The sequence below is a fragment of the Jannaschia helgolandensis genome, assembly GCF_900109285.1.
GTDB classification, from domain to species: Bacteria; Pseudomonadota; Alphaproteobacteria; order Rhodobacterales; family Rhodobacteraceae; genus Jannaschia; species Jannaschia helgolandensis.
On record NZ_FNZQ01000001.1, the window covers coordinates 215,001 to 239,543 of the forward strand.

Below are 24,543 nucleotides of genomic sequence, written 5' to 3' on the forward strand. Positions count from 1 at the left end.
AAGCCGGTCGAAAATGATCGTCTCGTCCAGACGATTCAAAAACTCGGGCCGGAAATGGGCGCGAACCGCATCCATAACATCCCGTTTGGCCTGCGCTGCATCGGCCCCATCCGGCAGTTGACTCAACGCCTGAGCGCCAAGGTTCGACGTCAGGATGATCAGTGTCTGCTTGAAATCGACCTTGCGGCCCTGGCCATCGGTCAAGATACCGTCGTCCAGCACTTGCAAGAGCACGTTGAACACGTCCGGATGTGCCTTCTCGACTTCGTCGAACAGCACAACTTGGTAGGGTCTGCGCCGAACGGCTTCAGTCAGGACACCACCTTCTTCATAGCCAACGTATCCCGGCGGCGCGCCGATCAGACGTGACACGGCGTGTTTTTCCATGAACTCAGACATGTCGATGCGAACCATCGCCCCATCGTCGTCGAACAGAAATTCGGCCAAGGCCTTCGTCAACTCGGTCTTGCCCACGCCGGTCGGTCCCAACATCAGGAAGCTGCCCAAAGGGCGCGCTTCGTCGTTCAGACCAGCGCGCGCACGCCGGACGGCATTCGCAACCGCCGTGACCGCCGTATGCTGACCAATGACGCGGCGGCCAAGCTCGTCCTCCATCCGCAGCAGCTTTTCGCGCTCGCCTTCCAGCATCCGAGACATCGGAATGCCAGTCCAGCGCTCGACCACACTGGCGATCTGTTCTGGGCGCACGGCTTCTTCGACCATCATATCGCCTTCGCGACTCTCGGCTTCGGCCAACTGTTTCTCAAGCTCGGGGATACGCCCGTACTGCAACTCACCGGCGCGACCGAAATTGCCTTCGCGTTTGGCCTGATCCAGTTCGACACGCGAATGGTCCAGCTGCTCCTTAAGGTCACGTGCAGTGTCCAGCTTATCACGCTCGGCCTGCCAAGCAGCCGTCATCGAAGCGGATTGCTCCTGCAGATCGGAGAGCGACCGCTCCAGATTTTCCAGCCGGTCTTTAGATGCCTGATCATCCTCAAGCCGCAGTGCCTCCACCTCGATTTGCTTTTGCAATATATCGCGATCCAGTGCGTCCAGTTCTTCGGGCTTGCTGTCCACTTCCATCCGCAACCGCGATGCGGCTTCATCGACCAGGTCAATGGCTTTGTCCGGAAGGAAACGATCCGTGATATAGCGGTTCGACAAAGTCGCCGCCGCCACCAGAGCCGCGTCCGAGATCCGGACACCGTGGTGCAACTCGTACTTCTCCTTGATACCGCGCAGGATGCTGATGGTGTCAGACACCGAAGGCTCATCGACCATCAAGGGCTGGAAACGACGCGCCAAGGCTGCGTCCTTCTCTACGTACTTGCGATACTCATCCAAGGTCGTCGCGCCGATACAGTGCAACTCCCCTCGCGCCAGTGCCGGCTTGATCAGGTTGGCGGCATCCATCGCGCCGTCGGATTTGCCTGCGCCTACCAGCGTGTGCATCTCATCGATGAATAGTATCACTTCGCCAGCCGCTGCAGTCACTTCCGACAGCACAGCTTTCAACCGCTCCTCGAACTCACCGCGATATTTCGCCCCCGCGATCAGCGCGCCCATATCCAGCGACATCAGTCGCTTGTCGCGCAAGGATTCCGGCACGTCGCCATTGACGATCCGCAAGGCCAGACCTTCCGCGATGGCCGTCTTGCCGGTGCCAGGCTCGCCAATCAGAACAGGGTTGTTCTTGGTGCGGCGGCTCAGCACCTGCATGGCGCGACGGATTTCCTCGTCACGTCCGATGATCGGATCGATCTTACCCTCGCGCGCGGCTTCGGTCAGGTCACGGGCATATTTGCCAAGCGCTTCATAGGTATCCTCCGCGGACGCCGAATCCGCTGTCCGCCCTTTGCGTACGTCGTTAATCGCGGCGTTCAACGCCTGTGCATTGACCGCACCTGCATCCAGCGCGTCCTTGGCTTTGGACTTGACCATCGCCAGCGCCATCAGCACCCGCTCGACCGGCACGAAACTGTCGCCAGCCTTTTTCGCCACCGTTTCGGCCTCATCCAACACACGGGTCAGTTCGCGCGACAGATAGACCTGCCCCGCATCTCCCGACACCTTGGGCAGCTTCGAAACCGAAATGTCGACAGCCTGGCGCACGCGGTCGGGCGCACCGCCAGCTGCCGCGATCAAGTTCGCAGCCATGCCCTGTTCGTCATCCAATATCGCCTTGAGCAAATGCTCCGGCATCAACTGCTGATGCTCTTCACGCGTGGCGATCGTCTGTGCAGCCTGAAGGAAGCCGCGCGCGCGTTCGGTGAATTTCTCCACGTTCATATCGTCTCTCCTATAAAGCGCCTGCCGGATGCGCCGCCCTGTTCCAGGCGCGGTGCGGGTGCAGACCTCGTTACAGAAGATGGGATGCGTCAGCAGGGCTCGCAAGATGGAGCGCGAACGGAAAACGGGCGCCTTCGTTTCGGAAGACACCCGATCAAACAGCGGTCCTGGTACGGCGTCAGCCGTAGACGCTGGCTTTCCCGAAGTGCTTGGTCAGCAGGTAGTAGAAAACGGCACGATATTTGTTGGTGTTCGATTTGCCGTACTTTTCGGCCACTGTGCTGATGGCCTCATCCAGCTTTGGTCCGTCGGACAGACCCAGCTTCTTGATGAGGAAATTGTTCTTCACCGTAGCCATCTCCTCCTTGGAGGTGGTCGACACGGTTGAACTGTCGCGGTTGTAGATCGAGGGGCCGCACCCGATGGTTACTTTGCGCAGAAGGTCCATATCGGGCGCTTCGCCAATCTTGCTGCGGATTTCATCGGCATATTTTCCGATCAGTTCATCACGTTTGCTCATCAGGTGTCCCTCTCGATCTACGGTCTGGACGCCTGTGCGCCCCCCGGCGCAACAATTGCCAAATCAGGGGTAAAAATAAAGAAAAACTTCGCGATGTGTCCGAGCCACAAGCTCCAGTATGTCGACGGAAGATAAACACGATCGGAGCGGAACGCACTACGCTCGGGTCAAGAACGGTGAAGAACCAACCCCATACGTCATCCCGCACCGCCCGTCAGAGCGCTGCTTCGGGCATATCACAGATAGCCGTTGTATAAATCAAACTGGCGACCACCAGCCATTGTCACGCCGTGGACATCCCTGTGTCTCAGCCATCGCATGAGTGCTGAGCCAGTGTCGGCTTGGATCAGGTTGACCGGCTTAGCTGCTTCCATGATGAAAAAGGGCGCCCCGCCTGACCGAACGATCATAAAATGAAAAGGCCCCGCCGAAGCGGGACCCTGTGCCTAACTTATAACCTTGCGATAACCGTCACTTAATATCGCCGACCATCATATCCAGCGCCTGAACTTCGCCAGATTTATCCCATGCCGGCATGGCCTCCAGTTCGGATTCGGTCAGGGCGTTCAAGATCAATACGTCGTCCGAACGCTCGAAACGATCAAGCGCGATGGCAACCTCATGTTCCCCCAGTCCGAGGAAACCACCGACTCCAACAATCGCAACAAGTCCATCGTTGCCTTTTACGATGCTGTCGATTTCGCCAACTTCATTGCCGGTTTCGCCCCGAACATCCATACCGACCAGATCGGATACACGTACATCAGCAAACATTGAAGCAGCAGGATCGGCTGGCGGCTGAACGTCCGTAGAGACGGCTTCCGCGCGCTCGCCATCAGTCCCGTCGATAGTAACCGCCGGATCGGCATTGCCGTCAATTACAACACGTGCTTCGGCCTGATCGACGTTTACGTCGGCTTGTCCAGACTGTTCGATGTTCACGACCGGGTCGGTTTCGGACAAAACAACTTCACCCTCGCCTTCCGATTGGACGTTCACATTGGCATCAGCCTGTTCGATAGCGATTTCAGCGGCCTCGGCACGATTCAAGCGGATTTGCGGTTCGGCCTGAGTCACTTCCACGCGCGGCTCGGATTCCTCGATAGTGATGCGGGGCTCGGGACGGACAAACCGAACGATGGGTTCGGGCTGTTGAACGGCGATCTCCGGCTCGGCGGTATCGACGTTAACATTCGGCTCGGGCATAATTACGGTGATAGTCGGCTCGGGAATCGTCACGACCACTTCGGGCTGCGCTTGTTCGATGGTGATGACCGGAGCCTGCTGCTCGACCGTAACCGTCGGTTCGGCAACGGTCACGGTGATTTCAGGCTGCGCCTGTTCGACCAGAACTTCGGGACGGGCCTGATCAACCGTAACAACCGGATCGGGGACTGTGACATCGACTTCGGCGTCACCCTGCTCGACAACGATCTGACCGCCAAGGGGATCGGAACTTACAGATGCACCACCGGAGACCGGATTGCCGTTTGCATCCAATCTTACATGGCTCTCGGAATATGCTGCGGTGGTGGCGAGTGCCAGTGCGGCGACACTGCTCAGAAGCAGGCTGTGCTTGGTCATCGGGGTCTCCATTCAGCTGTTTGCAGTATAATGACAAACCTTCTGAAGTCAGACCGGTTCCAACTTTCTTGTTAAACAAATGAGGCGGGAACTGATGTCGGACCGCTTACGTTATATTTGGTTTAGGTGCGGTCAGTTCAATGAAAAAGGCTTTGCTGAGACGGGATCTACTACAATGGAACAATTCGATTTGGCAGTTGGTCGGTCAGTTGGATTGTTCCTATATCCCTTCCCCGGCATGTCCCAGCCCGGCGCGACAGGCGATGTTTCGGGTGCTGGCGCTTTGACATCCCATATTCAGAGTCTGCCTTCGAATTCCCCCTCCGATTCATATCCGCACGGATCAACATCGGCGCGCGACGGATTGATTCCGTCGAACTGGTCATGCTGGCGCGGTAATCAGCATATCAGCGAACCGCCTGGAGGATCACGGCCAAGGCGGCGGCGCTTGCAGATGACGGCAGCTGAAGGCTTTGGTCTTTCTCCCAGCATTCTTTGGGATATGCCCGCGGCGCAGGGCGCATATAACCGCGCCGGAATTGCTGAAGGTTTCAACTTCCGAGTCGGAAACGGTTGTCCTGAATGCTTTCCGGTGTGATGGTCGCGGACAGGTATTCACGCGATACCGCTGATCACAGGCCAAGCTACCGTTGTGCAGAAAGCCATACTGAACGCCATTTCGGAAATGTCTGGTACCGGCAGCGTCGGCACGCTCCGGACTCTCAACTCGTTCGCCATCGACATTATGTCCATACGCAACGCCGAGGACCTGTTCTGGTATGTCGCGCGGAACGTTGTGGGCAGGTTGAACTTCGTTGACTGCGTTATCTACGAGGCTGATCCCGCAACCGAGGAACTCGTGCAGGTCGCGGCCCTCGGGGACAAGAACCCTTATGGACGGACAATTCTCAACCCGTTGCGTATCCCGTTCGGGGAGGGAATCACTGGTCGGACGGCGAGAACCGGAGAAGCCGTCGTGATTGAGGATCTGCTGTCCAACCAGAACTACATTCCCGACACCCAGCCTGCCCGCTCTGAGATCTGCGTTCCCCTGATCTCGGACGGTCGCGTCCTGGGCGTGATAGACAGCGAGCATCCTGAAGCTGGCGCATTCGGCCCGGCTGAACTGGAGGTTCTTTCCACGATTGCCGCAATGACGAGCGCGAAGCTCGATCTGCTGGCGGAAACGGAGCGGTCCGAGCAACGCTATCGCGATCTGGTCCAGTCGCATGCCCAACTGAGCGCGGAGACAGAAACGCGAAAGGCGCTCGAAGCGCAACTCTTCGAGGCCCGGAAGCTTGAGGCAATCGGTCGCCTTACAGGTGGCTTTGCGCACGGGTTCAATAATCTGCTGACAGTCATCGCCGGAAATCTTGACCTTGTCGGAGAGCATCGCGTACCGCCCGAGGTGGGCGTGTTTCTTGGAGATGCGCGTGCCGCAGCCGACCGGGGTGCCAACCTAATTCGGGACATGATGGCATTCTCGCAGCAGATGCGACTTGTCCCGCAACCGACGGACCTCAATGCGCTCATCGCAGAGACATGGGATCGAAACCAGAAAGCTTTCGGCTGTGATGTCGAAATGGCCTTCGAGGCGGGAACCTGGACAGTTGCCGTCGATCCGAGCGCGACAGAGATCGCACTGGTCAACCTGATGATGAACGCCAGGGATGCCATGGAGGATCGGGGAACGATCAGGATCGAAACAGGAAACCTTGTCTGCGACGATGTCGCGCGCAGGACACGTGGGCTCGACCTCGCGCCAGGCCGGTACGTCCGTCTGAGTGTGACCGACGAAGGCATGGGCATTCCGCCCAAGACGCTTCAGAGAATATTCGATCCGTTCTTCACCACAAAAGTTGTGGGACAGGGGACCGGTCTTGGCCTCTCCATGGTGCAGGGCTTCGTAAAGCAAAGCGGCGGTTCGATCATCGCCCGGTCAGGGCCGATGGGCGGTGCGACATTCGATGTCTATTTTCCTGCAATCGACCCTGACGTTAACGAATCGTTAACCTGATTTGTGGAGGTGTTGTCCGACAGGGGGGAAAGAATGTCAGGTGCATCGGCGCGCGTACCGGAGACTGATGAGGTCATTCCGCTCATTAGTCTGTGCGATCTCGGGTCGAAAGACATTAATCGGGTTACCCGGCTTGCCGATACGATCGGACAGGCCGCGCGAGAGGTCGGATTTTTCCGCGTGTGTGATCATGGTATCGACGCGGCCACGATCAAGGCAACCTATGCCGCTGCGCGCACATTTTTCGCGCGACCCGAAATCGAGAAGCGCCGCCTCTACATCGGCTTGAGCGCAAATCATCGTGGCTATGTCCCGTTTACCGAAAAGGGGGATTATCCCGACGAAGTCAGCCGTAACTACGAGGCATTCGATCTTGGTTTGGACCTGCCGGAGGACGACCCTGACTATTGCGTTGGCAACCGAATGCTGGGACCGAACGTCTGGCCTGATCAGCCCGGTTTTCGGGATGCCATCTCTGTCTACTATGCACAGGTAGCGGATCTTGGACAAAGACTATGCGCATTGCTGGAATTGCACCTGGGTCTGCCGCCCGAATCAATGACCAGTCGGATGAGCAAGCCGATCTCGCAGCTGCGTTTGCTGCACTATGTCCGGGACCGTCAGGTGGCGAGTTCGAAATCCGTGAACATGGGCGCGCACACTGACTACGAGTGCCTAACCCTTCTGCATACCGGCAACCCTGGCCTTCAGGTGATGACACGCGACGACCGCTGGATCGATGTGCCGGTAGATCCATCCGCCCTTGTGGTGAACATCGGCGACATGATGGAGGCCTGGACAAACGGTCTCCTGCGCTCGACGCCGCACCGGGTTCTCAACCTTAGCCCGGAACGGTTTTCGCTGCCGTACTTCACAGCGACCAACCACGATACGGTCATCGCGCCATTCCCCGAGCTGGTTGAGCCGGGCCACCCTCCACGCTATGCCCCCTTCACTGCCGGCGCGCATCTCGAGCGGATGCTGGTGCGGGATTTTCCCTACCTGCGAAATCAGGTGCGGCGTGGCGATCCGGAGGATGCGGTCACCAATCCCTTCGAGGATCGTCTGAACCGGAGCGACGACTGATCCATGCCGCCTGTCGATACGATTCTCACCGTGGCCCTTGCCGGCCTTGCGCTGAGCGCAACACCCGGGCCTTCAATGCTCTACGTGCTGTCCCGCAGCGTCGGGCAGAGCCGTGCAGCGGGCTTGGCCTCGGCGATCGGACTTGGCCTCGGGGGCATACTGCTGGCGGTCGCAACCGCGCTAGGTCTGGCAGCGCTCTTCGCGGCGTTTGATTGGATCGTACCGACCCTGCGCCTTGCGGGATCCGCCTATCTCGTGTGGCTGGGGGTCGACATGATCCGAGGTGCGCGCGGCGGCGCATCCATGGTCATGCGGGCTGAAGCGGTCGAGGTTCGGCCGTTTTCTGAAATTGTCCGGCAGGGCATTCTGATCGAAGTTCTCAATCCCAAGACCGTCTTGTTCTTCGCGCTGTTCCTGCCGCCCTTTGTGGATGCCAGCACGGGAGGAACGGGGACGCTGAACGTACAGGTCCAGTTGCTTGTCCTCGGCATTCTCGTCCCACTGACGGCCTTGCCGTCGGACATTCTCGTCGCCTATCTGGGCGGCACCGCTGCGGAGAGCATCCGTCGCAATGAACCCATTAGAATGGGCTTGGCATGGGCCGGTGGTTTGACGCTGATCGCGATTGCAGCGAACCTGCATTTCGGATTTTTCTGACGAGCCATTGGAGTGAGCGCTACATGACCTGCGCGCCGATCCGCCGTCTGCTGCTGCGCAGCCACAACGAGCAGCCTACGACCTTGAGCGTTGAGCGATCGACGAAGTGATTGCGCCTTAGCTCGCGGAAAGTCGTTCTGCGGCGTCGGCCCAGCACCCGCGCCGTCTCCGTGGGAGCCATTTGCCGCAGAACGCATTCCTGAGCGGATTGCCTTACGGCAAAGCCTGCCTGGCGGAAATCTCCGGTGAAATGATGCGTTGAATCTATTGGTATATTATAAAGGCCCAATCCAAACTATGGATTAAGCCTCTATAATCAATCATTTATTATCAGTAGCGATAATGTTCCGGCTTGAATGGCCCGTCCTGCGTCACGCCGATATATTCGGCCTGCTCTTTGGACAGCGACGACAATTTCACGCCGATACGGTCCAGGTGCAGGCGCGCGACCTTCTCGTCCAGATGCTTGGGCAGGATGTAGACGCCCGGCGCATACTCCTCGCCCTTGGTCCACAACTCGATCTGCGCCAACACCTGATTGGTGAACGACGCCGACATAACGAAAGACGGATGACCTGTTGCGTTGCCAAGGTTCAGCAGGCGACCTTCGGACAGCAGGATAATGCGATTGCCCGAAGGCATTTCGATCATGTCCACCTGTTCCTTGATGTTTGTCCATTTGTGGTTCTTCAGGCTGGCGACCTGGATCTCGTTGTCGAAGTGGCCGATGTTCCCGACGATCGCCATGTCCTTCATCTCGCGCATATGCTCGATGCGGATGACGTCCTTGTTGCCAGTCGTCGTTATGAAGATATCGGCGGACGAAATTGCATCTTCCAGCGTCACGACCTCATATCCGTCCATCGCGGCCTGCAACGCGCAGATCGGATCGACTTCGGTCACCTTCACGCGCGCGCCGGCACCGGACAACGATGCCGCCGAACCCTTGCCGACGTCGCCATAGCCGCAAACGACGGCGACCTTGCCGGCCATCATCGTGTCGGTCGCGCGACGGATTCCGTCAACAAGCGATTCCTTGCAGCCATATTTATTATCGAACTTCGACTTGGTGACCGAGTCGTTTACGTTGATCGCAGGAAATGGCAACTGACCCTTCTTGTGAAGGTCATAAAGACGATGCACGCCGGTTGTCGTTTCCTCGGATACGCCCTTGATCGCATTCCGGACCTTGGTGAACCAGCCCGGGCTTTCCTTCATGCGCTTCTTGATCTGCGCAAAGATCGCCTCTTCCTCCTCGGAGGTCGGTACTTCGATCAGGTCGGTTTCACCGGCCTCGACCCGTGCACCCAGCAAGACGTACAGGGTCGCGTCTCCGCCATCGTCCAGAATCATGTTCGCGCCCTCGGCGAACATGAAGGACCTGTCCAGATAGTCCCAATGCTCGGTCAGGGTCTGCCCCTTGATCGCGAAGACCGGTGTTCCGCCTTCGGCAATTGCAGCCGCCGCATGATCCTGCGTGGAAAAGATGTTGCATGAAGCCCAGCGCACGTCAGCGCCCAAGGCGACCAGCGTTTCAATCAGAACCGCTGTCTGAATCGTCATGTGCAGCGAACCGACGATCCGCGCACCTGCAAGCGGCTGCGACCCGCCATATTCCTCACGCAGAGCCATCAGTCCTGGCATCTCGGTTTCTGCAATGTCGAGTTCTTTGCGGCCATATGCGGCCAACTTGATGTCCTTGACGATATAGTCGCTCATCACACGTGCTCCTGCGGAAATCCGGTTGGTCGCCGCCTAGCAGCAGGAACAGTGCCGCACAATAACCGGAAGCAACGCGCAGACACGCGCACGAGTTGGCATCAGGTGGGAGCCGTGCTGCTGATGCCGTCAGACCGGTGCATCGGATATCTGTGCAAGGTCGGTGCCGCCGGACCAGTCAGTTCCGGCTGCCATTATGCAGGACAAGCCGGACACATCTGTCATCAGGATCGTCCAGTTTCGGTCAGCCCTGGATACCCAGACTTCAAACAATGTCGAATCGCTTTGCAGGCCGCCACCGTCAAGCGCTTCGCCATAGTAACCTGACAGACGGTCAATGACCTCCGCGCGCGGCGCGCAATTCGCGGCCACCTGCGCCAGCGCTGGGGTGACTATGCCGGTACAAAATCCAATTACAGCGGTTGCGAGGATGAATTTCGAATTCATTTGGCACTCCCGTATCAATACCGCGACTGATCGCACCTGACGTCTGCCGTCGCGGAAACAACGCCAGAATCACGATTTGGTTGCATCGCGGCGTAGCGCGGCTACGACGGTTGAATGATCCGCCAACGCCCTCAACCCCGCGCATGGCAGCGCATGCTGTCGGGACGCCGTCTCGACCTTCTGGACCCGACCCCGATGGATATCGAGGTCGTGGATATCGCGCACGGCCTTGCCTTCGTGGCCAGATGGAATGGTCAGACCCATGGCGACTGGCCCTATTCAGTGGCCGAACACTCTTTGCTGGTGGTCGAAATATTCACCCGCCTCCACCCCGCTGCATCCGCGCGCGAGCGGTTGACGGCCCTGCTGCACGATGCGCCTGAATACGTGATCGGCGACATGATCTCGCCGGTAAAGGCAGCCGTCGGGTCTGACTACGGTGCCTTGGATAGTCGGCTACAGGCCGCGATTCACCTGCGGTTTGGTCTGACGGCCCACACGCCAGATCGGCTGAAGCGTCGTATCAAGAAAGCCGACAAGCTGTCTGCCTGGCTCGAGGCGGTGGGGATAGCGGGCTTCGATCCAACTGAAGCAAACCGCTTCTTCGGCAAACCCGCACCGGGCGTTCTGGACGGCCTGTCCCTGACTCTGCGCCCCCCTGCCGAGGCACGCGCGGCTTTCCTGGAATGCCATGCCCGTTTGATAACGGCCCTCGATCATGGTTAAACTCCATGTGCAACAGGTCGAGCCATGACGCAGATCGACGTCCGCAAGGCGCAGTCCTTTGATGCGGGGGCGATGGTCAGCCTTTTGAACGACATCATCGCCGCAGGCGGCATGACTGCCTTGACCACATCCGTCACATCCGCCGACCTGCGGGATTGGATGCACGAGAGCGGGGCTTGGCACCTCGCCGAAGTCGGCGGCGACATCTGTGGGTTTCAATGGATCGGTCCGCATGTCGACCTGGCACCCGACACCTGCGACATCGCCACCTTCGTCGCGCTTGGGCAACACGGTGTCGGGATCGGATCGGCCTTGTTCAGGGCAACCTGTGCCGCCGCGCGCACCTTGGGATATCGCCGGATCAATGCCGTCATCCATGCCGACAACGGCGGGGGACTCGCCTATTACAGGTCACGAGGGTTCGAAACAGTAGGGCACCTGAAGAATCTGCCTCTGCCAGACGGCAGAACTGTCAACAAAGTGGTAACGACCTATCGCCTATGATGGCCCGATGACATCACGTCCCTGCGTTTGAAAGGACATCGCAAGCCAAAGTGTTCGTGCTGCGGGTCACGACGTTCGCAGTCGTTAGGCGCTGGTAATGTAGCTTTTTTTGAACGTTATCTGGGCGACTTGCTTTTGCCTCCCATTGGCATGGGGTCGAATGTTGAGATTATACCCTCATATCGCCGGAATGGTCAGGCTGGCATCGCTTTCCGCACCGGAAACGCGATGGGCAGGTCTGGCCGCAGTGTGGGCGCGCTGCCGGGGACCCTGGCCTGAGGGGTTTGTAAATTCCTCAAATATCCCCGTCGCGAGGCTGGGACTGAACGATGGTGATGGCGATACGTCCTGGAGGCGGTGCTGGCTTCCGGTTCGGTTGCTTTCGGTGCCTGGGCCATCACACAGACGGCCCGATCCTGCAAACTTTCAGCCGCAGGTTCGTCCTGCAGTATCCGAACCACTGGTCCACCCGACGAAGGTTCCACTTTCGAACACTAGCTGCAGATTACCTTTGGTCACAAAGGCCTGACGACCTGAACCACAGGAAGTCGCGCGCGGGGCCATACCTTCGATCCGGGCAACCGTCTGCAATGCGCCCGGCTGATCACGCCCGAAGCCGATCTCCCGTCCGCCGGAACCGTTCACCAGAAGTCCGCCAGACGCAGGCACAAGCGTCAGACCCGGCAAAACGGGCGATGCAACCGGCGGAACGGCAGGTTGACACGCGGCCAGCCCCGCCAGAAGCACTCCGCTCAGGGCAGTCGACCTCATCTGGGCGACCGTTTCGCCAAAATGCGCTGCAACGTCCGTCGATGCATGTTGAGGCGACGGGCCGTTTCGGACACGTTGCGGTCGCACAACTCGAAAACGCGCTGGATATGCTCCCACCGGACCCGGTCCGCCGACATCGGGTTATCAGGCGGCGGCGGCAACGCCTCGCCCTGCGCCAGAAGCGCGTCGGTGATATCGTTCGCATCGGCCGGTTTCGACAAATAGTCGGTCGCCCCGATCTTGACCGCAGCGACCGCCGTTGCGATTGCGCCATATCCTGTCAGAACCACGATACGCGCGTCCGGCCGTCTTTCGCGCAGCTTTTCGACCACATCCAGTCCGTTGCCATCCTCAAGCCGCAGGTCGACGACGGCGTAAGCGGCCGGGCGGGCGCTGACCGACGCCAGTCCTTCAGCGACGGATTGTGCCGCCTGCACGTCGAAGCCGCGCTTTTGCATCGCCCGCTCCAACCGCCGCAGAAACGGTTCATCATCATCGACCAGCAAAAGCGTCCGATCGGGACCGATGTTCTTTAGGGCGTCGCTCATACCGTTTCTCCGGGTGGCCTTGTCACCTTGGAGATATGGGGCGATCCTGCCGTGGTCAAATTCGGGAGCGTCCCGCCCCATGTCAACACAGACTACCGGCAGCCTGCTGCCGCCCGAAACTGGAGCGCCGCAGGTGCGCCTCGGCACGCTAGTCAATCTGCGGTGGCTTGCAATCCTGGGACAGTCCGTCACCGTTCTGACGGGAAGCCTCCTGCTGGACCTTCAGTTCGAACTCGGGCTTTGCGCAATGGTCATCGGCGCTGCGGCCGTCGCGAACCTGATGACCGAGGCCATGCGCCCCGCCAATACCCGCCTCTCGGATCGGGCGGCCTTCGGCTTCCTGCTGTTCGATCTTATACAACTGTCAGCTCTTCTGTTCCTCACAGGAGGGCTGCACAATCCGTTTGCTATGCTTTTCCTTGCGCCCGTGACGATCTCGGCAACAGCGCTGTCGCTCCGGTCGACCCTGACGCTGGGTGCCATCGGGGCTGCGCTGATTACATTGCTGGGGGGATATTACCTGCCGCTGCGGTTATCGGATGGCCGTCTGCTGGAACTGTCGCAACTGCAACTGGTGGGATTCTGGCTGGCCATCTTGATCAGCATGATATTCCTCGCCGGGTTTGCCTACCGCCTGACGCTGGAAACAGAACGCACGTCCAATGCGCTTCTGGCCACGCAAACCGCGCTCGCCCGGGAACAGAAGCTGCATGATCTGGGCGGCGTCATCGCCGCAACGGCACATGAGCTCGGTACGCCTCTGGCGACCATCAAACTCGTGTCTTCGGAATTGGCGGAGGAATTGTCGGAGCGGCCCGATCTGCTGGAGGACGTACTGCTGATCCGCTCTCAGGCTGATCGGTGTCGCGACATCCTTCGGTCGATGGGGCGGGCGGGCAAGACAGATCACCACATGCGCACTGCCCTGTTCGAAACGCTGGTCCGCGAAGCGGCAGAGCCGCATATAGGACGTGGCATTATCGTTACCTGCGACTGGGCTGCGGCGGACGGATCGGACGAACGCATGCCCAGCCTTCAACGGCGACCCGAGGTCATCCACGGGCTGCGCAACCTGATCCAGAACGCGGTCGATTTTGCGCAATCGCAAATCTGGATCGACGGGCGTTGGTCCGCTGACGAGATCATGGTTCGGATCATCGACGACGGGCCCGGCTATCCGCCCGAAATGCTACACCGGCTGGGGGACCCGTTCGTGCGGTCGCGGCGACGCAACGGCTATGAAGGGATGGGTCTTGGCCTGTTCATCGCCAAGACACTGTTGGAACGTACCGGCGCGACTCTGTCTTTCGCAAACGGCAGGAAACCCGGCCAGCGCAGGCCATCCGTCCGCAGTGGAGCAATCGCAGAAGTCGTCTGGCCGCGCGCGTCCCTCGCCGTGCCGAAAATCGGCGGCCTGGGCGAGAATACCCCCCTCTTTCCCTGATTTTCCAAGCCATATCCTACGGGTCTTCACCGGACGTCATTAACCCCCTCTTAACCCGAATCGCTCACCTTGGCGTGCAGAACTTCGCCTGTCACAACCCCGAGGGTTCGATGCCATCCGCCATCATGATTCTGATACCCGTTCTTGGCGGTCTGATCGCAGGCATCATGGCCCTATCGGCGGTTCTCTGGCTCGCCCCCCGCAAGTGCGAAGCGTGGCAGGGTCTGGATGCGGACGTCTTGTCTGAACCCCGCCAGTTTCAATTTCGCCATGGCTATCTGGTGAACCACTCCGGCAATGTCGGATTCCTGCTGCCTTTTCCAATAGATCATCTCAAGGCGTGGGACTCGCTGATCGAAGCTTTGTCGGATATAAACGAGAATGTGCCGACCGCCTTCGATGCGCTGCGAGACACAGGGCTTCCGTTCAAGCTGGAAGGTCCCTTCGGGCGCGATCGCGTCGTCATAATCGGCCTGCGCGACGGCGAAGACCTCCGCATCACAATCGCCACCGCCGAAGAGCGGCAGGGTTCTGTTCGTATCGACCTGTCCAGCCTCAAGGCCATGGAAAGCGAGATTTCGATGCTGGCCCGGGTTGGCGACACCAGCCCGACGCTCAGCTGGGCGGTAAACGACGCCAGGCAGGTCGTCTGGTCCAACGCGGCCTATCTGGAACGGGTCGCGCAATGCGCCGGACCGGATGCGGCGCAGGGCTGGCCCTTGCACGTTCTGTTTCCCGAGCCGGACGACTCCGGGCCCGGCAAGACACGCCGCAAGAACCGGGATCGTGCCGGTATCGAACATTGGTTTGAAGTCACCACGTCCGCCCCGGATACGGATGGTTTGCGCCATGGGCATGCGATCCCCCTCGATACCGTCATCAAGGCCGAGGATTCTCGCCGCACGTTCATTCAGACCCTGACAAAAAGTTTTGCCTTTCTGCCCTCCGGCCTGGCCATCTTCGACCGCAACGGACAATTGACGCTGTTCAATCCGGCGCTGATGGATATGACCGGCCTTGATGGGGCCTGGCTCTCGCGCCGCCCGCTGCTTGCCGATTTCTTCGATGCGCTGCGCGACCGCCAGAAGTTGCCCGAGCCGCGCGATTACAAGACCTGGCGCGACAGCCTTTCGGACATCGAACGCACTGCTGGGCGAGGCGTCTACATCGAAACCTGGACCTTGCCCAGCGGCGCGACATTTCGCGTGACCGGACGTCCGCAGGGTGACGGTGCCGTAACGCTCATGCTGGAAGATATATCGGCGGACGTCATCGCAGACCGCACGCATCGGGCCGATCAGGACATGATGATGGCGGTTCTGGAAGATCTCGACGACGGAATCGCGATCTTCGAAGCTGACGGCACCAGAATTCTTGCCAATGCCGCAGCGGCCGCCCTGTGGGGGGATGGTAGCGCGGGCCTGCCCGCTACGCTCGACGGATGCATCACCTACTGGAAGACGCTGTCGCACCCGCATTCGATATGGGGCGAACTGCGCGATCTGATCCGCAGTCCCGATGCGGATTGGGCCGATTGGGACGATACAATCGGACAAACGAAGGGGCCCGCTTTACGGCTGCGGGTCAGTGCCCGGCCGGGCGGACGTATAGCACTGACATTCCGGCCCGATGTCGCCGTGACACCCGCGCAGTCCGAGGTGCCGGCAAAAAGGATCGCTTCCGCCTGACCGCCCCCTTGCGTGTCCCGGTACCGGGCGTCTAACTGCAGTCGGATGACCCGCCTGACCTGCTCCATTCTGTTGCCGTCGCAGGCCGCGACCGACGCATTCGCGGGGACCATGGCTCCCCTGCTTCGGGTCGGTGACGTGCTGTTGCTGGACGGCCCCGTCGGTGCAGGCAAGACCGCTTTCGCGCGCGCCCTGATCACAGCTTTGCGCAGACAGGCCGGGCTGCCGCGCGAAGATGTGCCCTCACCGACGTTCACGCTGGTCCAGACCTATGACACCGGCGCTTTCGAGACCTGGCACGCCGACCTCTATCGCCTGACAGGGCCGGATGGCATTGCGGAGCTGGGGCTGGACGAAGCCTTTTCCGAAGCTCTCTGCCTCATCGAATGGCCCGACCGTCTCGGCCCTGCCGCACCTCCCGATGCCGGGCGGCTGATCTTTACGGTCAACCCGGACGACAGCCGCAACCTTGCCCTGGTCGGACCGTGTGCGATGATTGCCCGTCTTGCACCGGCTTTTGCGGAAAATCCAGAATGACCGACCGTGATCCGATGATCCGAGATTTCCTGAAGGCCACCGGCTGGGGGTTCGCGACCCGCATTCCCTTGGCGGGCGACGCATCCCTGCGTCGATACGAGCGGCTTGTGCGCGGCAACGATCGCGCGATCCTGATGGATGCCCCGCCTGACTCGGGCGAGGATACGCGCCCGTTCATCGAAATCGCAGACTGGCTGGCCGATCACGGACTTTCCTCCCCAAGGATCATCGCCCGCGATCCGGATAACGGTCTTCTATTACTGGAAGATCTGGGCGACGATCTCCTTGCGACACATGCCGCATCGCATCCGGAAGACGAGCCGATCCTATACGCCGCCGCCGCCGGTTTGCTGGCCGATTTGCACCGTCACGTGCCGCCGGCCCGTCCCTCTTATCCGGCGCAGATGGCCACGCTGGCCGCAACTGTCTTCGACTGGTATGCCCCCGAGGCGCAGGATCGGCGTGACGATCTGACGGCGGCAATGCAGCGCGCCATCGACACGACGTTGACCGGCCCCGAGGTTCTGGTGCACCGCGATTTCCACGCCGAAAACCTGATCTGGTTGCCGGAGCGCACCGGCCCGGCCCGGATCGGGTTGCTCGATTTCCAGGACGCCATGCGGGGACCGGCCGAATACGATCTCGCCTCACTGATCCATGATCCGCGTCGTGCGGTGTCGCCCCGCGCTGCCCGGGCCGCCACGACGGCCTATCTGGACGCGACCGATATCGACCCCGAGATCCTTCACGCCCGCATTGCCGTCTGTTCGGTGCAGCGGTCCCTGCGGATCATCGGAAAGGTGTTCACACGCCTTTGCCTGCATTCCGGGCGAACGAGCTATCTTCGTTTCATCCCGCCCACTTGGGTCGCGCTGCAACGCGAACTTCGGCACCCGGCTCTGGACGAGGTTCGCGCGCTTCTGGTCGACCTTCTGCCCGAACCCGACGCTGCCTGGCTGGCCGATACCGCGGCCCGCGCGGGCACTCTCTACGGGCGCGACCGCGCGGGCGCGCCATGATCGCCACGATGATCTTTGCCGCCGGACTGGGCACACGAATGCGGCCGCTGACGAACGAACGACCAAAGGCGATGGTCGCGGTCGCGGGCCGACCGCTGATCGACCATGCGCTGGATCAGGTCGCCGGTCCCGGCCCGACCGTGATCAATACCCATCATTTCGCGGATTGCCTGCATACCTATCTGGCGGGCCGGAACATCACGCTGGTCCACGAGTCGCCCATGCTTCTGGAAACTGGCGGCGGACTGCGCAATGCCCTGCCGCATCTGGGCGACGGCCCGGTGCTGACGATGAACGCCGACGCCTGCTGGACCGGACCCCGCGCCCGTGACTCCCTGCTGAAGGCATGGGACCCGAGCCGGATGGACGGGCTTCTGCTGATGGTTCCGCGTGACCGTGCGATCGGCCCGTCGCGGGCCAGTTTTGCCATCGGTCCGGACGGACGGCTTACACGGGATGCATCCGGCCTGATCTATACCGGGGCCGGCATCGTGCGGACCGAAGGGCTGTCGGCCTTTGGAGACGACGTTTTTTCGTTGCGTGACCTCTGGTTGGCCATGATGAACCGGGGTCGCCTCTTCGGGGTGGAACATCCGGGGCACTGGGCCGACGTCGGAACCCCTGATGGTATCGCCGCCGCCGAAGCCATGCTGGCCGGGGCCGCCTGATGCGCGGCCTGTTTCATGAACCGATGGGTGTCGATTTTTCGACCACCTTCGCCGCCGGGCTTCGCGCCCGGTTGAACGGACAACCGCCCGAGGCAATGGCCCGCGTTACCTTGCTGGTCAACACGACGCGCATGGCCCGCCGGATCGAAGCAGCGCTTGCCGCGTCCGGGGCGACCCTGCTGCCCCGCATCGGATTGGTGTCCGATCTTGCGCCACTTTTGCCGCCCGGCGATGCACCCGTGGCCGGAATTGCGCCCTTGGCTCTGCGCTTGCGTCTAACCCGGCTGGTCGCGCGACTGCTGACCTCGGACCCGAGTCTCGCACCGCCGTCCGCCGCCTTCGATCTGGCCAGCAGCCTGACCCTTCTTCTGGCCGAGATGCAGGAAGAGGGGATGGATGCCGACGCCCTGACCCGGATCGAGACCGGCGATCTGTCGATACACTGGCAACGGACGCTGCAATTCCTGACGATTGCGACCGATTGGCTGACGGAGGACGGAACACTGACCCCGGCTGGCGCGCAGGCGCTGTCTCTGGACCGGCTGTTGCAGCACTGGACGGAACGGCCGCCTGCCGATCCGGTAATTGTGGCCGGGTCCACGGCATCGCGCGCGCCGACCCGGCGTCTGATCGGGGCTGTGCTCGGGTTGCCGCAGGGGGCTGTCGTTCTGCCTGGCCTCGATACCGATATGCCGGACGACGCCTGGGCGTCCCTGACCGATCCCGACGGGCCGGGCCAACAGGATCATCCGCAATACCGGCATGCCGCCTTGCTGACGTCTCTGACCAAAACGCGCGCGCAGACGCCGCGTTGGGGGGATGGCGCGCCAGCCGCGCCGCATCGCAACCGGTTGATCTCGCTCGCGCTGCGCCCGGCTCCCGCGACCGATGCCTGGCGCGCCGAGGGTCCTGATCTGGACGGTATCGCCGAAGCATGCGCAGGCGTGACCCTGCTGACCGCGCCGTCCCCAGGTGCCGAGGCCGCCGCCATCGCGACCGGGCTGCGCGCCGCACTGGATCAGGGGCGCACCGCCGCGCTGATCACACCCGACCGGACGCTCTCCCGACAGGTTGCGGCGCAACTGGACCGCTGGGGCATAGTGCCGGACGATTCCGCTGGCCGCCCGCTCAATCAGTCCGCGCCCGGTCGCCTGCTGCTGCACAGTGCCGAGATGCGCGGCCAGCCGGTCGAGTCCGAGGCACTGACCATATTGCTGAAGCATCCTCTGACGCATGTCGGTGGTGACCGGCCCGCCCATCTGATCCGCACCCGCGAACTCGAGGTCAAACTTCTGCGTGGGCGCCCTCTGGCTTTTCCGACACGGGCCGCACTGGATCACTGGCTTACCGATCGCAAGGTTCCGCAGGCATATGACGACTGGACGCTCTGGTTGTCGGATCTGCTCGATGCGATTCCGGCGCAGGCCGCCTTGGCACCTCTGGCGACCCATGTAGTCAGCCATCTTTCGCTGATCGAAATGCTGGCGAAAGGTACTGGCGGCGATACCGGCACGCTTTGGACGGATACCGCCGGGCACGAAGTCCGCCGCGTTCTGGATCGGTTATCGCAGGCTGCACCCGAACGCGGCGACGAACTGATCACTGCCCGCGATTATGCCCGTATCCTGGGCGCGCTTCTGTCTGCCGAGGAGGTGCGCGACCCGTTCAGCCCGCATCCGGAGGTGATGATCTGGGGCGCACTGGAAGCACGGGTGCGCACCGCCGATCTGGTCATCCTGGGCGGTTTGAACGACGACGTCTGGCCCGGTCAGCCGACGCCGGACCCCTGGCTCAACCGGACCATGCGCCGGGACGCCGGATTGCGTCTGCCCGATAGATCCATCGGCCTCTCGGCGCACGATTTCCAGCAGGCCGCCGCAGGGCCGGAAATCTGGCTGTCCCGTGCAAGCCGCACGTCCGAGGCCGATACCGTCCCGTCCCGCTGGCTCAATCGCATCGACGGACTTCTGACCGGCATCGGACCACAGGGCGATGCCGCATTGAACGCGATGGGCGCACGCGGCGACCGCTGGTTGTCGCTGGCCGCGCAGTTGGACAAACCTGTCAAGCGGATCGAACCCGCTCCCCGTCCGGCCCCGCAGCTGCCGCCGTCTGTGGCGTTGGACAAGCTCTCCGTGACAGCGATCGAGACGCTGATCCGCGATCCTTATTCAATATACGCCCGCCAGATCCTGCGCCTGAAGGCGATTCCGCCGCTGCGTCAGGGACCGGATGCGCGGGTCCGCGGACAGGCCGTCCACGATGCGATGGAACGCTTCGCCCATGCTGTGCCCGGCCCCCTGCCCGATGACGCGCCCGCGCAAATGCGCCAGGCGCTGGAGGAGGCGCTCGCCCTGTGGACACCGTGGCCCGGACCGCGCCGGTTGTGGCTGGGCAAATTCGACCGGATTGCTGCCGATCTGATCGCCGCCGAAACCACGCGGCGGACTTTGGGCCGCCCGACTTTCGTTGAACGCGACGGCGCGCTTCGCTTCGACGACCCACCCTTCACCCTGACCGCCCGCGCCGACCGCATCGACGACCGAGGCCATACGGTGGCGATCTATGATTACAAGACAGGCCCGGCGCCATCGAAGAAGCAGCAGACTCATTTCGCAAAACAGCTTCTGCTCGAGGCGTTGATGGTCACCGAAGGCGCTTTTCCCGACATCCCGCAGCGACAGGTCGAGGAGATCCGTTACCTGTCCCTCGGTGCGAAATACGCCGAGGCGGCACCGGATGATTTCGGTCCAGATCTGATTGCCGCCACGCGCACCGAGCTTCTGACCTTGATCCGCGCCTATGCCGACGGTCAGCCATTCCGCGCCCGTCTGGCACCCGATTTGCTGACCTATGCCAGTGACTACGATCAGTTATCGCGGTTCGGCGAATGGTCCGATACCGACGGCGCCACGACAATCCCGGTGGGGCGCGAATGACCGGCGTTGCCTATACACCCGATGCCGCCACCCGCGCGCAGATCGACGCCGCGAATCCGGCCGGGTCGGTCTGGCTGGCGGCCAACGCCGGGTCGGGGAAGACCCGCGTTCTGACCGATCGGGTGGCCTGGCTTCTTCTGGATGGAGCCGCGCCTGAACGTATCCTGTGCCTGACCTATACCAAGGCCGCGGCGGGCGAGATGCAGAACCGCCTGTTCAAGCAATTGAGCAAATGGACAATGCTGTCCGACGAGGCGCTGCGGGTAGAAATCACGCGGCTTGGCGCGGCGCGCGGCACCATTCCCGACGATCAACTGCGGCGCGCCCGCACCCTGTTCGCTCGCGCCATCGAGACACCGGGCGGGCTGAAGATACAGACGATCCACGCCTTCTGCGCGTCCCTTCTGCGCCGGTTCCCGCTGGAGGCAGGGGTTTCGCCCGCATTTTCCGAAATGGACGAGACCGCAACCGCGCGTCTTCAGTCCGAGGTGCTGGATGACATGGCGTCGGACCCGGCGCTGCAACCGCTGGTGGATCGCATTGCAGCGCGACTGACAGATGCGGAGCCATCGGCATTCCTGTCCGACGTTGCAAAACACAGAACCGGATTCGATCGCCGCTTTGAGACCGACGCCCTCAAGGCGGCGCTTGGCATCGCTGACGACAGCCCGAAATCCGTGCGCGACAGCCTGCCTGACGCGGATGATCTGGACCTGCTCGAGACGATCCGCGACGCGACGCTGTCGTTGTCCGGCAAAACGATGTCAGACCTGCATCGCGGGCTGGCGCAGGCCATTCTGGCCGATACATCCGACCGCCTGGACCTGCTGACGCCGATCCTGTTGACCCAGAAGATGGAACCACGCTCGATCCGCTGGACCAACGACGCCAAGACTGCGATCTCCGAAGACACAATCGACGATTTGACGGCCTTCGCCATCCGGCTGGCCGATGCCCATGCCCGGATCAACGCGTTCGAGGCCCTCGCACAGACCGAAGCCTTGCACGCTTTCGCCCCCGAATACACCGCGCGGGTCGAGGCGCGGAAACAGGCGCGCGGCTGGCTGGATTTCGATGACCTGATCTCACGCGCACAGCGCCTGTTGTCGACCTCGGACATGGCGCAATGGGTGCTGTTCAAACTGGACGGTGGCATCGATCACATTCTGGTAGACGAGGCGCAGGATACCTCGCCTGGCCAGTGGGAGGTCATTACGGCGTTGGCCTCGGAGTTCGGGGCGGGCCTGGGCGCGCGCCCGGATGTGCCCCGAACGATTTTCGTCGTCGGCGACCGCAAACAGTCGATCTATGCGTTTCAGGGTGCCGATCTGGACGCCTACGAAAAGATGCGGGCGATCTTCGGCGACATGGTGTCGCGACGGGACGACGGAGCGATGTCCGGACTCCGCGATCATGTGCTGCTGCATTCGTTCCGTTCCTCTCCGGTTATTCTTGATCTGGTGGATGCGGTCTTTGCCGACGGCGGTGGCGTCGGCGATGCGCCCGAGCACATCGCGTTTCACACCGAAATGCCGGGCCGCGTCGATCTCTGGCCGGTGATCGATCAGGACAAGGCGGACCATTCCGACCGGGTCTGGCACGACCCCATCGACCGGCCCGCCGCCAATGACGCGAATGTCCTGCTGGCCGAACGGGTGGCCGAAGCTATCGACCGGATGCTGAAGGACGGCACGCCAATCGGGCGCGACAAGGATCGGCGCGCGGTGCAGGCCGGGGATATCCTGATCCTGCTGCAAAGACGGGCGGATCTGTTTCATCACATCGTGCGGGCGTGCAAACGCAAGAACCTCGACCTGGCGGGGGCCGACCGGCTGAAGCTGTCGGACGACATGGCGGTCAAGGACCTGATCGCCGCACTGACCTGGGCCGCGACACCCGACGATGATCTGGCGCTGGCGACCGTCCTGCGGTCCCCGCTTGGTACGATGGACGAGGCCGGATTGTTCGCCGTAGCCCATGGCCGGGACCGGCGGCGGCTCTGGGATGTATTGCGCGACCATGGCAGCGATCCTACGGCCATTACGATGCTGACGGATTTGCTGCGGATTGCCGACATACTGCGACCCTACGAAGTGCTACAACGCATCCTGATCCGGCACGATGGCCGCCGCCGCCTGTTGGCGCGTCTGGGCGACGAAGCCGGAGAGGCCATCGACGCGCTGCTGACACAAGCCTTGGCCTATGAACAACTCGAAACACCCAGCCTGACCGGATTTCTGGGCTGGCTCGCCTCGGCGGACGTGGATGTGAAGCGTCAGGCGGGAAAGGGTTCGATCCGTGTGATGTCGGTGCACGGCGCCAAGGGTCTGGAATCGCCGGTGGTGATCCTGCCCGAGACGATGAAGCGTACACCACGCGGCATTTCCGGAGTCCGGCGTCTGCCCGATGGTCTGCCGGTCTGGATGCCGACCAAGGCCAATTGGTCGCCTGCGATGCACGACGCGAGCGACCGGGCCTTGGCCAGCGATCGGGCCGAACGCGACCGTCTGTTGTATGTCGCGATGACCCGCGCCGAAAGCTGGCTGATCGTCGGGGCCGCCGGAAATGTCGGCGAAGAGACGGCGGACAGTTGGTACAATAAGATCGCGGCGGCGATGGAGAACCGTGGGGCCGAAGATTACGACTTCGGCTTTGGTCAGGGACGACGGTTGGAGATTGGCGACTGGTCCGGGGTCGCGCCGAACAGGACAGATATGCCCACCTCGGATGTCCGGACACCGGCCTGGCTGCGTACCAACATCGCGCCGCCGACAAAGGCCGCCACCCGCATCGCACCGTCCGGCCTTCCGGGTGCGAAGGCGCTGCCGGGCGAGGCAGGCGTTGATACGGCGACGGCCCTGCGACGCGGCACCGCGATTCATGCCTTGTTGGAACATCTGCCTCGACTTGAGCCGGAAACATGGATGGAACGCGGGCCCGCCATCCTTGCCACCTATGCCGATGTGCACGAGGATGAGATCGGTGACCTTCTGGCGGAAGCCGCTGCCGTCTTGAACCACTCCGATCTGGCGCATGTCTTTGCCGGGGGAACGCTAGCCGAGGTTCCATTCGCTCTGCCGCCAACCGTGGATCGCCCTGCGATAGTCGGCACGATAGATCGGGTGATCCTGACACCTGACTGCGTTCAAATTATCGATTTCAAAACAAACACCGAGATTCCGCCGACTCCTGAGAGCACACCCGGCGGCTTGCTGCGACAGATGGCGGCGTATCGGCTGGCGGCAGAGAGCATCTGGCCCGACCGGCAGGTTCAGGTCGCGATCCTGTGGACGAAAGGCCCCCGTCTGATGGATCTTCCGCACGATCTCGTGACGGATCTCGACGCGGGCATTGACCCTTTGATCCTGCCCGCCTAG

20 protein-coding genes (1 of these 20 cut by a window edge) are annotated in these 24,543 nt (G+C 61.6%); 13 read left to right on the plus strand and 7 right to left on the minus strand.

Translation table 11 applies throughout. From position 1 onward, the window contains the following. The 3 genes from clpB to BMY38_RS00995 form a co-directional block, all read right to left on the minus strand. Nucleotides 1-2,292 carry the 5' portion of an ATP-dependent chaperone ClpB gene (gene clpB / locus BMY38_RS00985; RefSeq protein ID WP_092758920.1) on the minus strand. 324 nt of this gene lie to the left of the window's left edge, so only the first 2,292 of its 2,616 coding nucleotides appear in the window; its start codon is at nt 2,290-2,292; its stop codon lies beyond the left edge, outside the window. Between the two features lie 178 nt (nt 2,293-2,470). After that, a complete protein-coding gene (locus BMY38_RS00990) occupies nt 2,471-2,812 on the minus strand; it encodes a DUF2853 family protein (RefSeq protein ID WP_092758922.1) in 342 nt (113 codons plus the stop codon). Nucleotides 2,813-3,283: 471 nt separating this feature from the next. Further along, complete coding sequence (locus BMY38_RS00995) at nt 3,284-4,396, minus strand: PRC-barrel domain-containing protein (RefSeq protein ID WP_175495731.1); 1,113 nt, start codon at nt 4,394-4,396, stop codon at nt 3,284-3,286. A gap of 94 nt (nt 4,397-4,490) precedes the next feature. Between BMY38_RS00995 and BMY38_RS17820 the strand changes: the two genes are divergently transcribed. The 4 genes from BMY38_RS17820 to BMY38_RS01010 are packed head-to-tail and all read left to right on the plus strand — an operon-like array spanning nt 4,491 to nt 8,156. After that, nucleotides 4,491-4,994 (plus strand): hypothetical protein, encoded by a 504-nt coding sequence (locus BMY38_RS17820; RefSeq protein WP_139204628.1) that lies wholly within the window; start codon nt 4,491-4,493, stop codon nt 4,992-4,994. A gap of 54 nt (nt 4,995-5,048) precedes the next feature. Further along, the gene (locus BMY38_RS01000) at nt 5,049-6,413 is read left to right on the plus strand and encodes a sensor histidine kinase (protein ID WP_139204629.1); all 1,365 of its coding nucleotides are present in this window, start codon (nt 5,049-5,051) and stop codon (nt 6,411-6,413) included. Between the two features lie 33 nt (nt 6,414-6,446). Then, on the plus strand, nt 6,447-7,499 hold the full coding sequence (locus BMY38_RS01005; protein WP_092758928.1) for an isopenicillin N synthase family dioxygenase: 1,053 nt from the start codon (nt 6,447-6,449) through the stop codon (nt 7,497-7,499). Nucleotides 7,500-7,502: 3 nt separating this feature from the next. Then, a complete protein-coding gene (locus BMY38_RS01010; protein ID WP_092758930.1) occupies nt 7,503-8,156 on the plus strand; it encodes a LysE family translocator in 654 nt (217 codons plus the stop codon). Between the two features lie 330 nt (nt 8,157-8,486). On the opposite strand, the gene ahcY is transcribed toward BMY38_RS01010, so the two are convergent. Next, nucleotides 8,487-9,878 carry an adenosylhomocysteinase gene (ahcY, locus tag BMY38_RS01015; RefSeq protein WP_092758932.1) on the minus strand — a complete coding sequence of 464 codons (1,392 nt, stop codon included), beginning with the start codon at nt 9,876-9,878 and terminating at the stop codon, nt 8,487-8,489. A gap of 126 nt (nt 9,879-10,004) precedes the next feature. After that, nucleotides 10,005-10,322 carry a hypothetical protein gene (locus BMY38_RS01020; protein ID WP_092758934.1) on the minus strand — a complete coding sequence of 106 codons (318 nt, stop codon included), beginning with the start codon at nt 10,320-10,322 and terminating at the stop codon, nt 10,005-10,007. A 114-nt stretch (nt 10,323-10,436) separates the two neighbouring features. Here BMY38_RS01020 and BMY38_RS01025 point away from each other — a divergent pair, with 114 nt between their 5' ends. Beyond that, nucleotides 10,437-11,048, plus strand: a complete 612-nt coding sequence (locus BMY38_RS01025) for an HD domain-containing protein (RefSeq protein ID WP_092758936.1) — start codon at nt 10,437-10,439, stop codon at nt 11,046-11,048. Nucleotides 11,049-11,072: 24 nt separating this feature from the next. After that, the gene (locus BMY38_RS01030) at nt 11,073-11,552 is read left to right on the plus strand and encodes a GNAT family N-acetyltransferase (RefSeq protein WP_092758938.1); all 480 of its coding nucleotides are present in this window, start codon (nt 11,073-11,075) and stop codon (nt 11,550-11,552) included. Nucleotides 11,553-11,978: 426 nt separating this feature from the next. On the opposite strand, the gene BMY38_RS01035 is transcribed toward BMY38_RS01030, so the two are convergent. After that, on the minus strand, nt 11,979-12,323 hold the full coding sequence (locus tag BMY38_RS01035; protein WP_092758940.1) for a hypothetical protein: 345 nt from the start codon (nt 12,321-12,323) through the stop codon (nt 11,979-11,981). Further along, nucleotides 12,320-12,871 (minus strand): ActR/PrrA/RegA family redox response regulator transcription factor, encoded by a 552-nt coding sequence (locus BMY38_RS01040; RefSeq protein ID WP_092758942.1) that lies wholly within the window; start codon nt 12,869-12,871, stop codon nt 12,320-12,322. The genes BMY38_RS01035 and BMY38_RS01040 overlap by 4 nt, the downstream gene beginning before the upstream one ends. Before the next feature lie 79 nt (nt 12,872-12,950). On the opposite strand from BMY38_RS01040, the gene regB reads away from it, so the two are divergent. From regB to addA, 7 genes are all read left to right on the plus strand, one after another. After that, complete coding sequence (gene regB / locus BMY38_RS01045) at nt 12,951-14,315, plus strand: sensor histidine kinase RegB (RefSeq protein ID WP_092758944.1); 1,365 nt, start codon at nt 12,951-12,953, stop codon at nt 14,313-14,315. Nucleotides 14,316-14,425: 110 nt separating this feature from the next. Continuing rightward, a complete protein-coding gene (locus BMY38_RS01050; RefSeq protein ID WP_092758946.1) occupies nt 14,426-16,003 on the plus strand; it encodes a PAS domain-containing protein in 1,578 nt (525 codons plus the stop codon). A 45-nt stretch (nt 16,004-16,048) separates the two neighbouring features. Continuing rightward, the gene (gene tsaE, locus BMY38_RS01055; RefSeq protein WP_092758948.1) at nt 16,049-16,540 is read left to right on the plus strand and encodes a tRNA (adenosine(37)-N6)-threonylcarbamoyltransferase complex ATPase subunit type 1 TsaE; all 492 of its coding nucleotides are present in this window, start codon (nt 16,049-16,051) and stop codon (nt 16,538-16,540) included. After that, on the plus strand, nt 16,537-17,559 hold the full coding sequence (locus BMY38_RS01060) for an aminoglycoside phosphotransferase family protein (protein ID WP_092758950.1): 1,023 nt from the start codon (nt 16,537-16,539) through the stop codon (nt 17,557-17,559). The genes tsaE and BMY38_RS01060 overlap by 4 nt, the downstream gene beginning before the upstream one ends. Then, nucleotides 17,556-18,227 carry a nucleotidyltransferase family protein gene (locus BMY38_RS01065; RefSeq protein WP_092758952.1) on the plus strand — a complete coding sequence of 224 codons (672 nt, stop codon included), beginning with the start codon at nt 17,556-17,558 and terminating at the stop codon, nt 18,225-18,227. The genes BMY38_RS01060 and BMY38_RS01065 overlap by 4 nt, the downstream gene beginning before the upstream one ends. Further along, entirely contained in the window at nt 18,227-21,166 is a 2,940-nt protein-coding gene (addB, locus tag BMY38_RS01070) for a double-strand break repair protein AddB (RefSeq protein WP_092758954.1), read from the plus strand. The genes BMY38_RS01065 and addB overlap by 1 nt, the downstream gene beginning before the upstream one ends. Next, entirely contained in the window at nt 21,163-24,543 is a 3,381-nt protein-coding gene (addA, locus tag BMY38_RS01075; protein ID WP_092758956.1) for a double-strand break repair helicase AddA, read from the plus strand. The genes addB and addA overlap by 4 nt, the downstream gene beginning before the upstream one ends.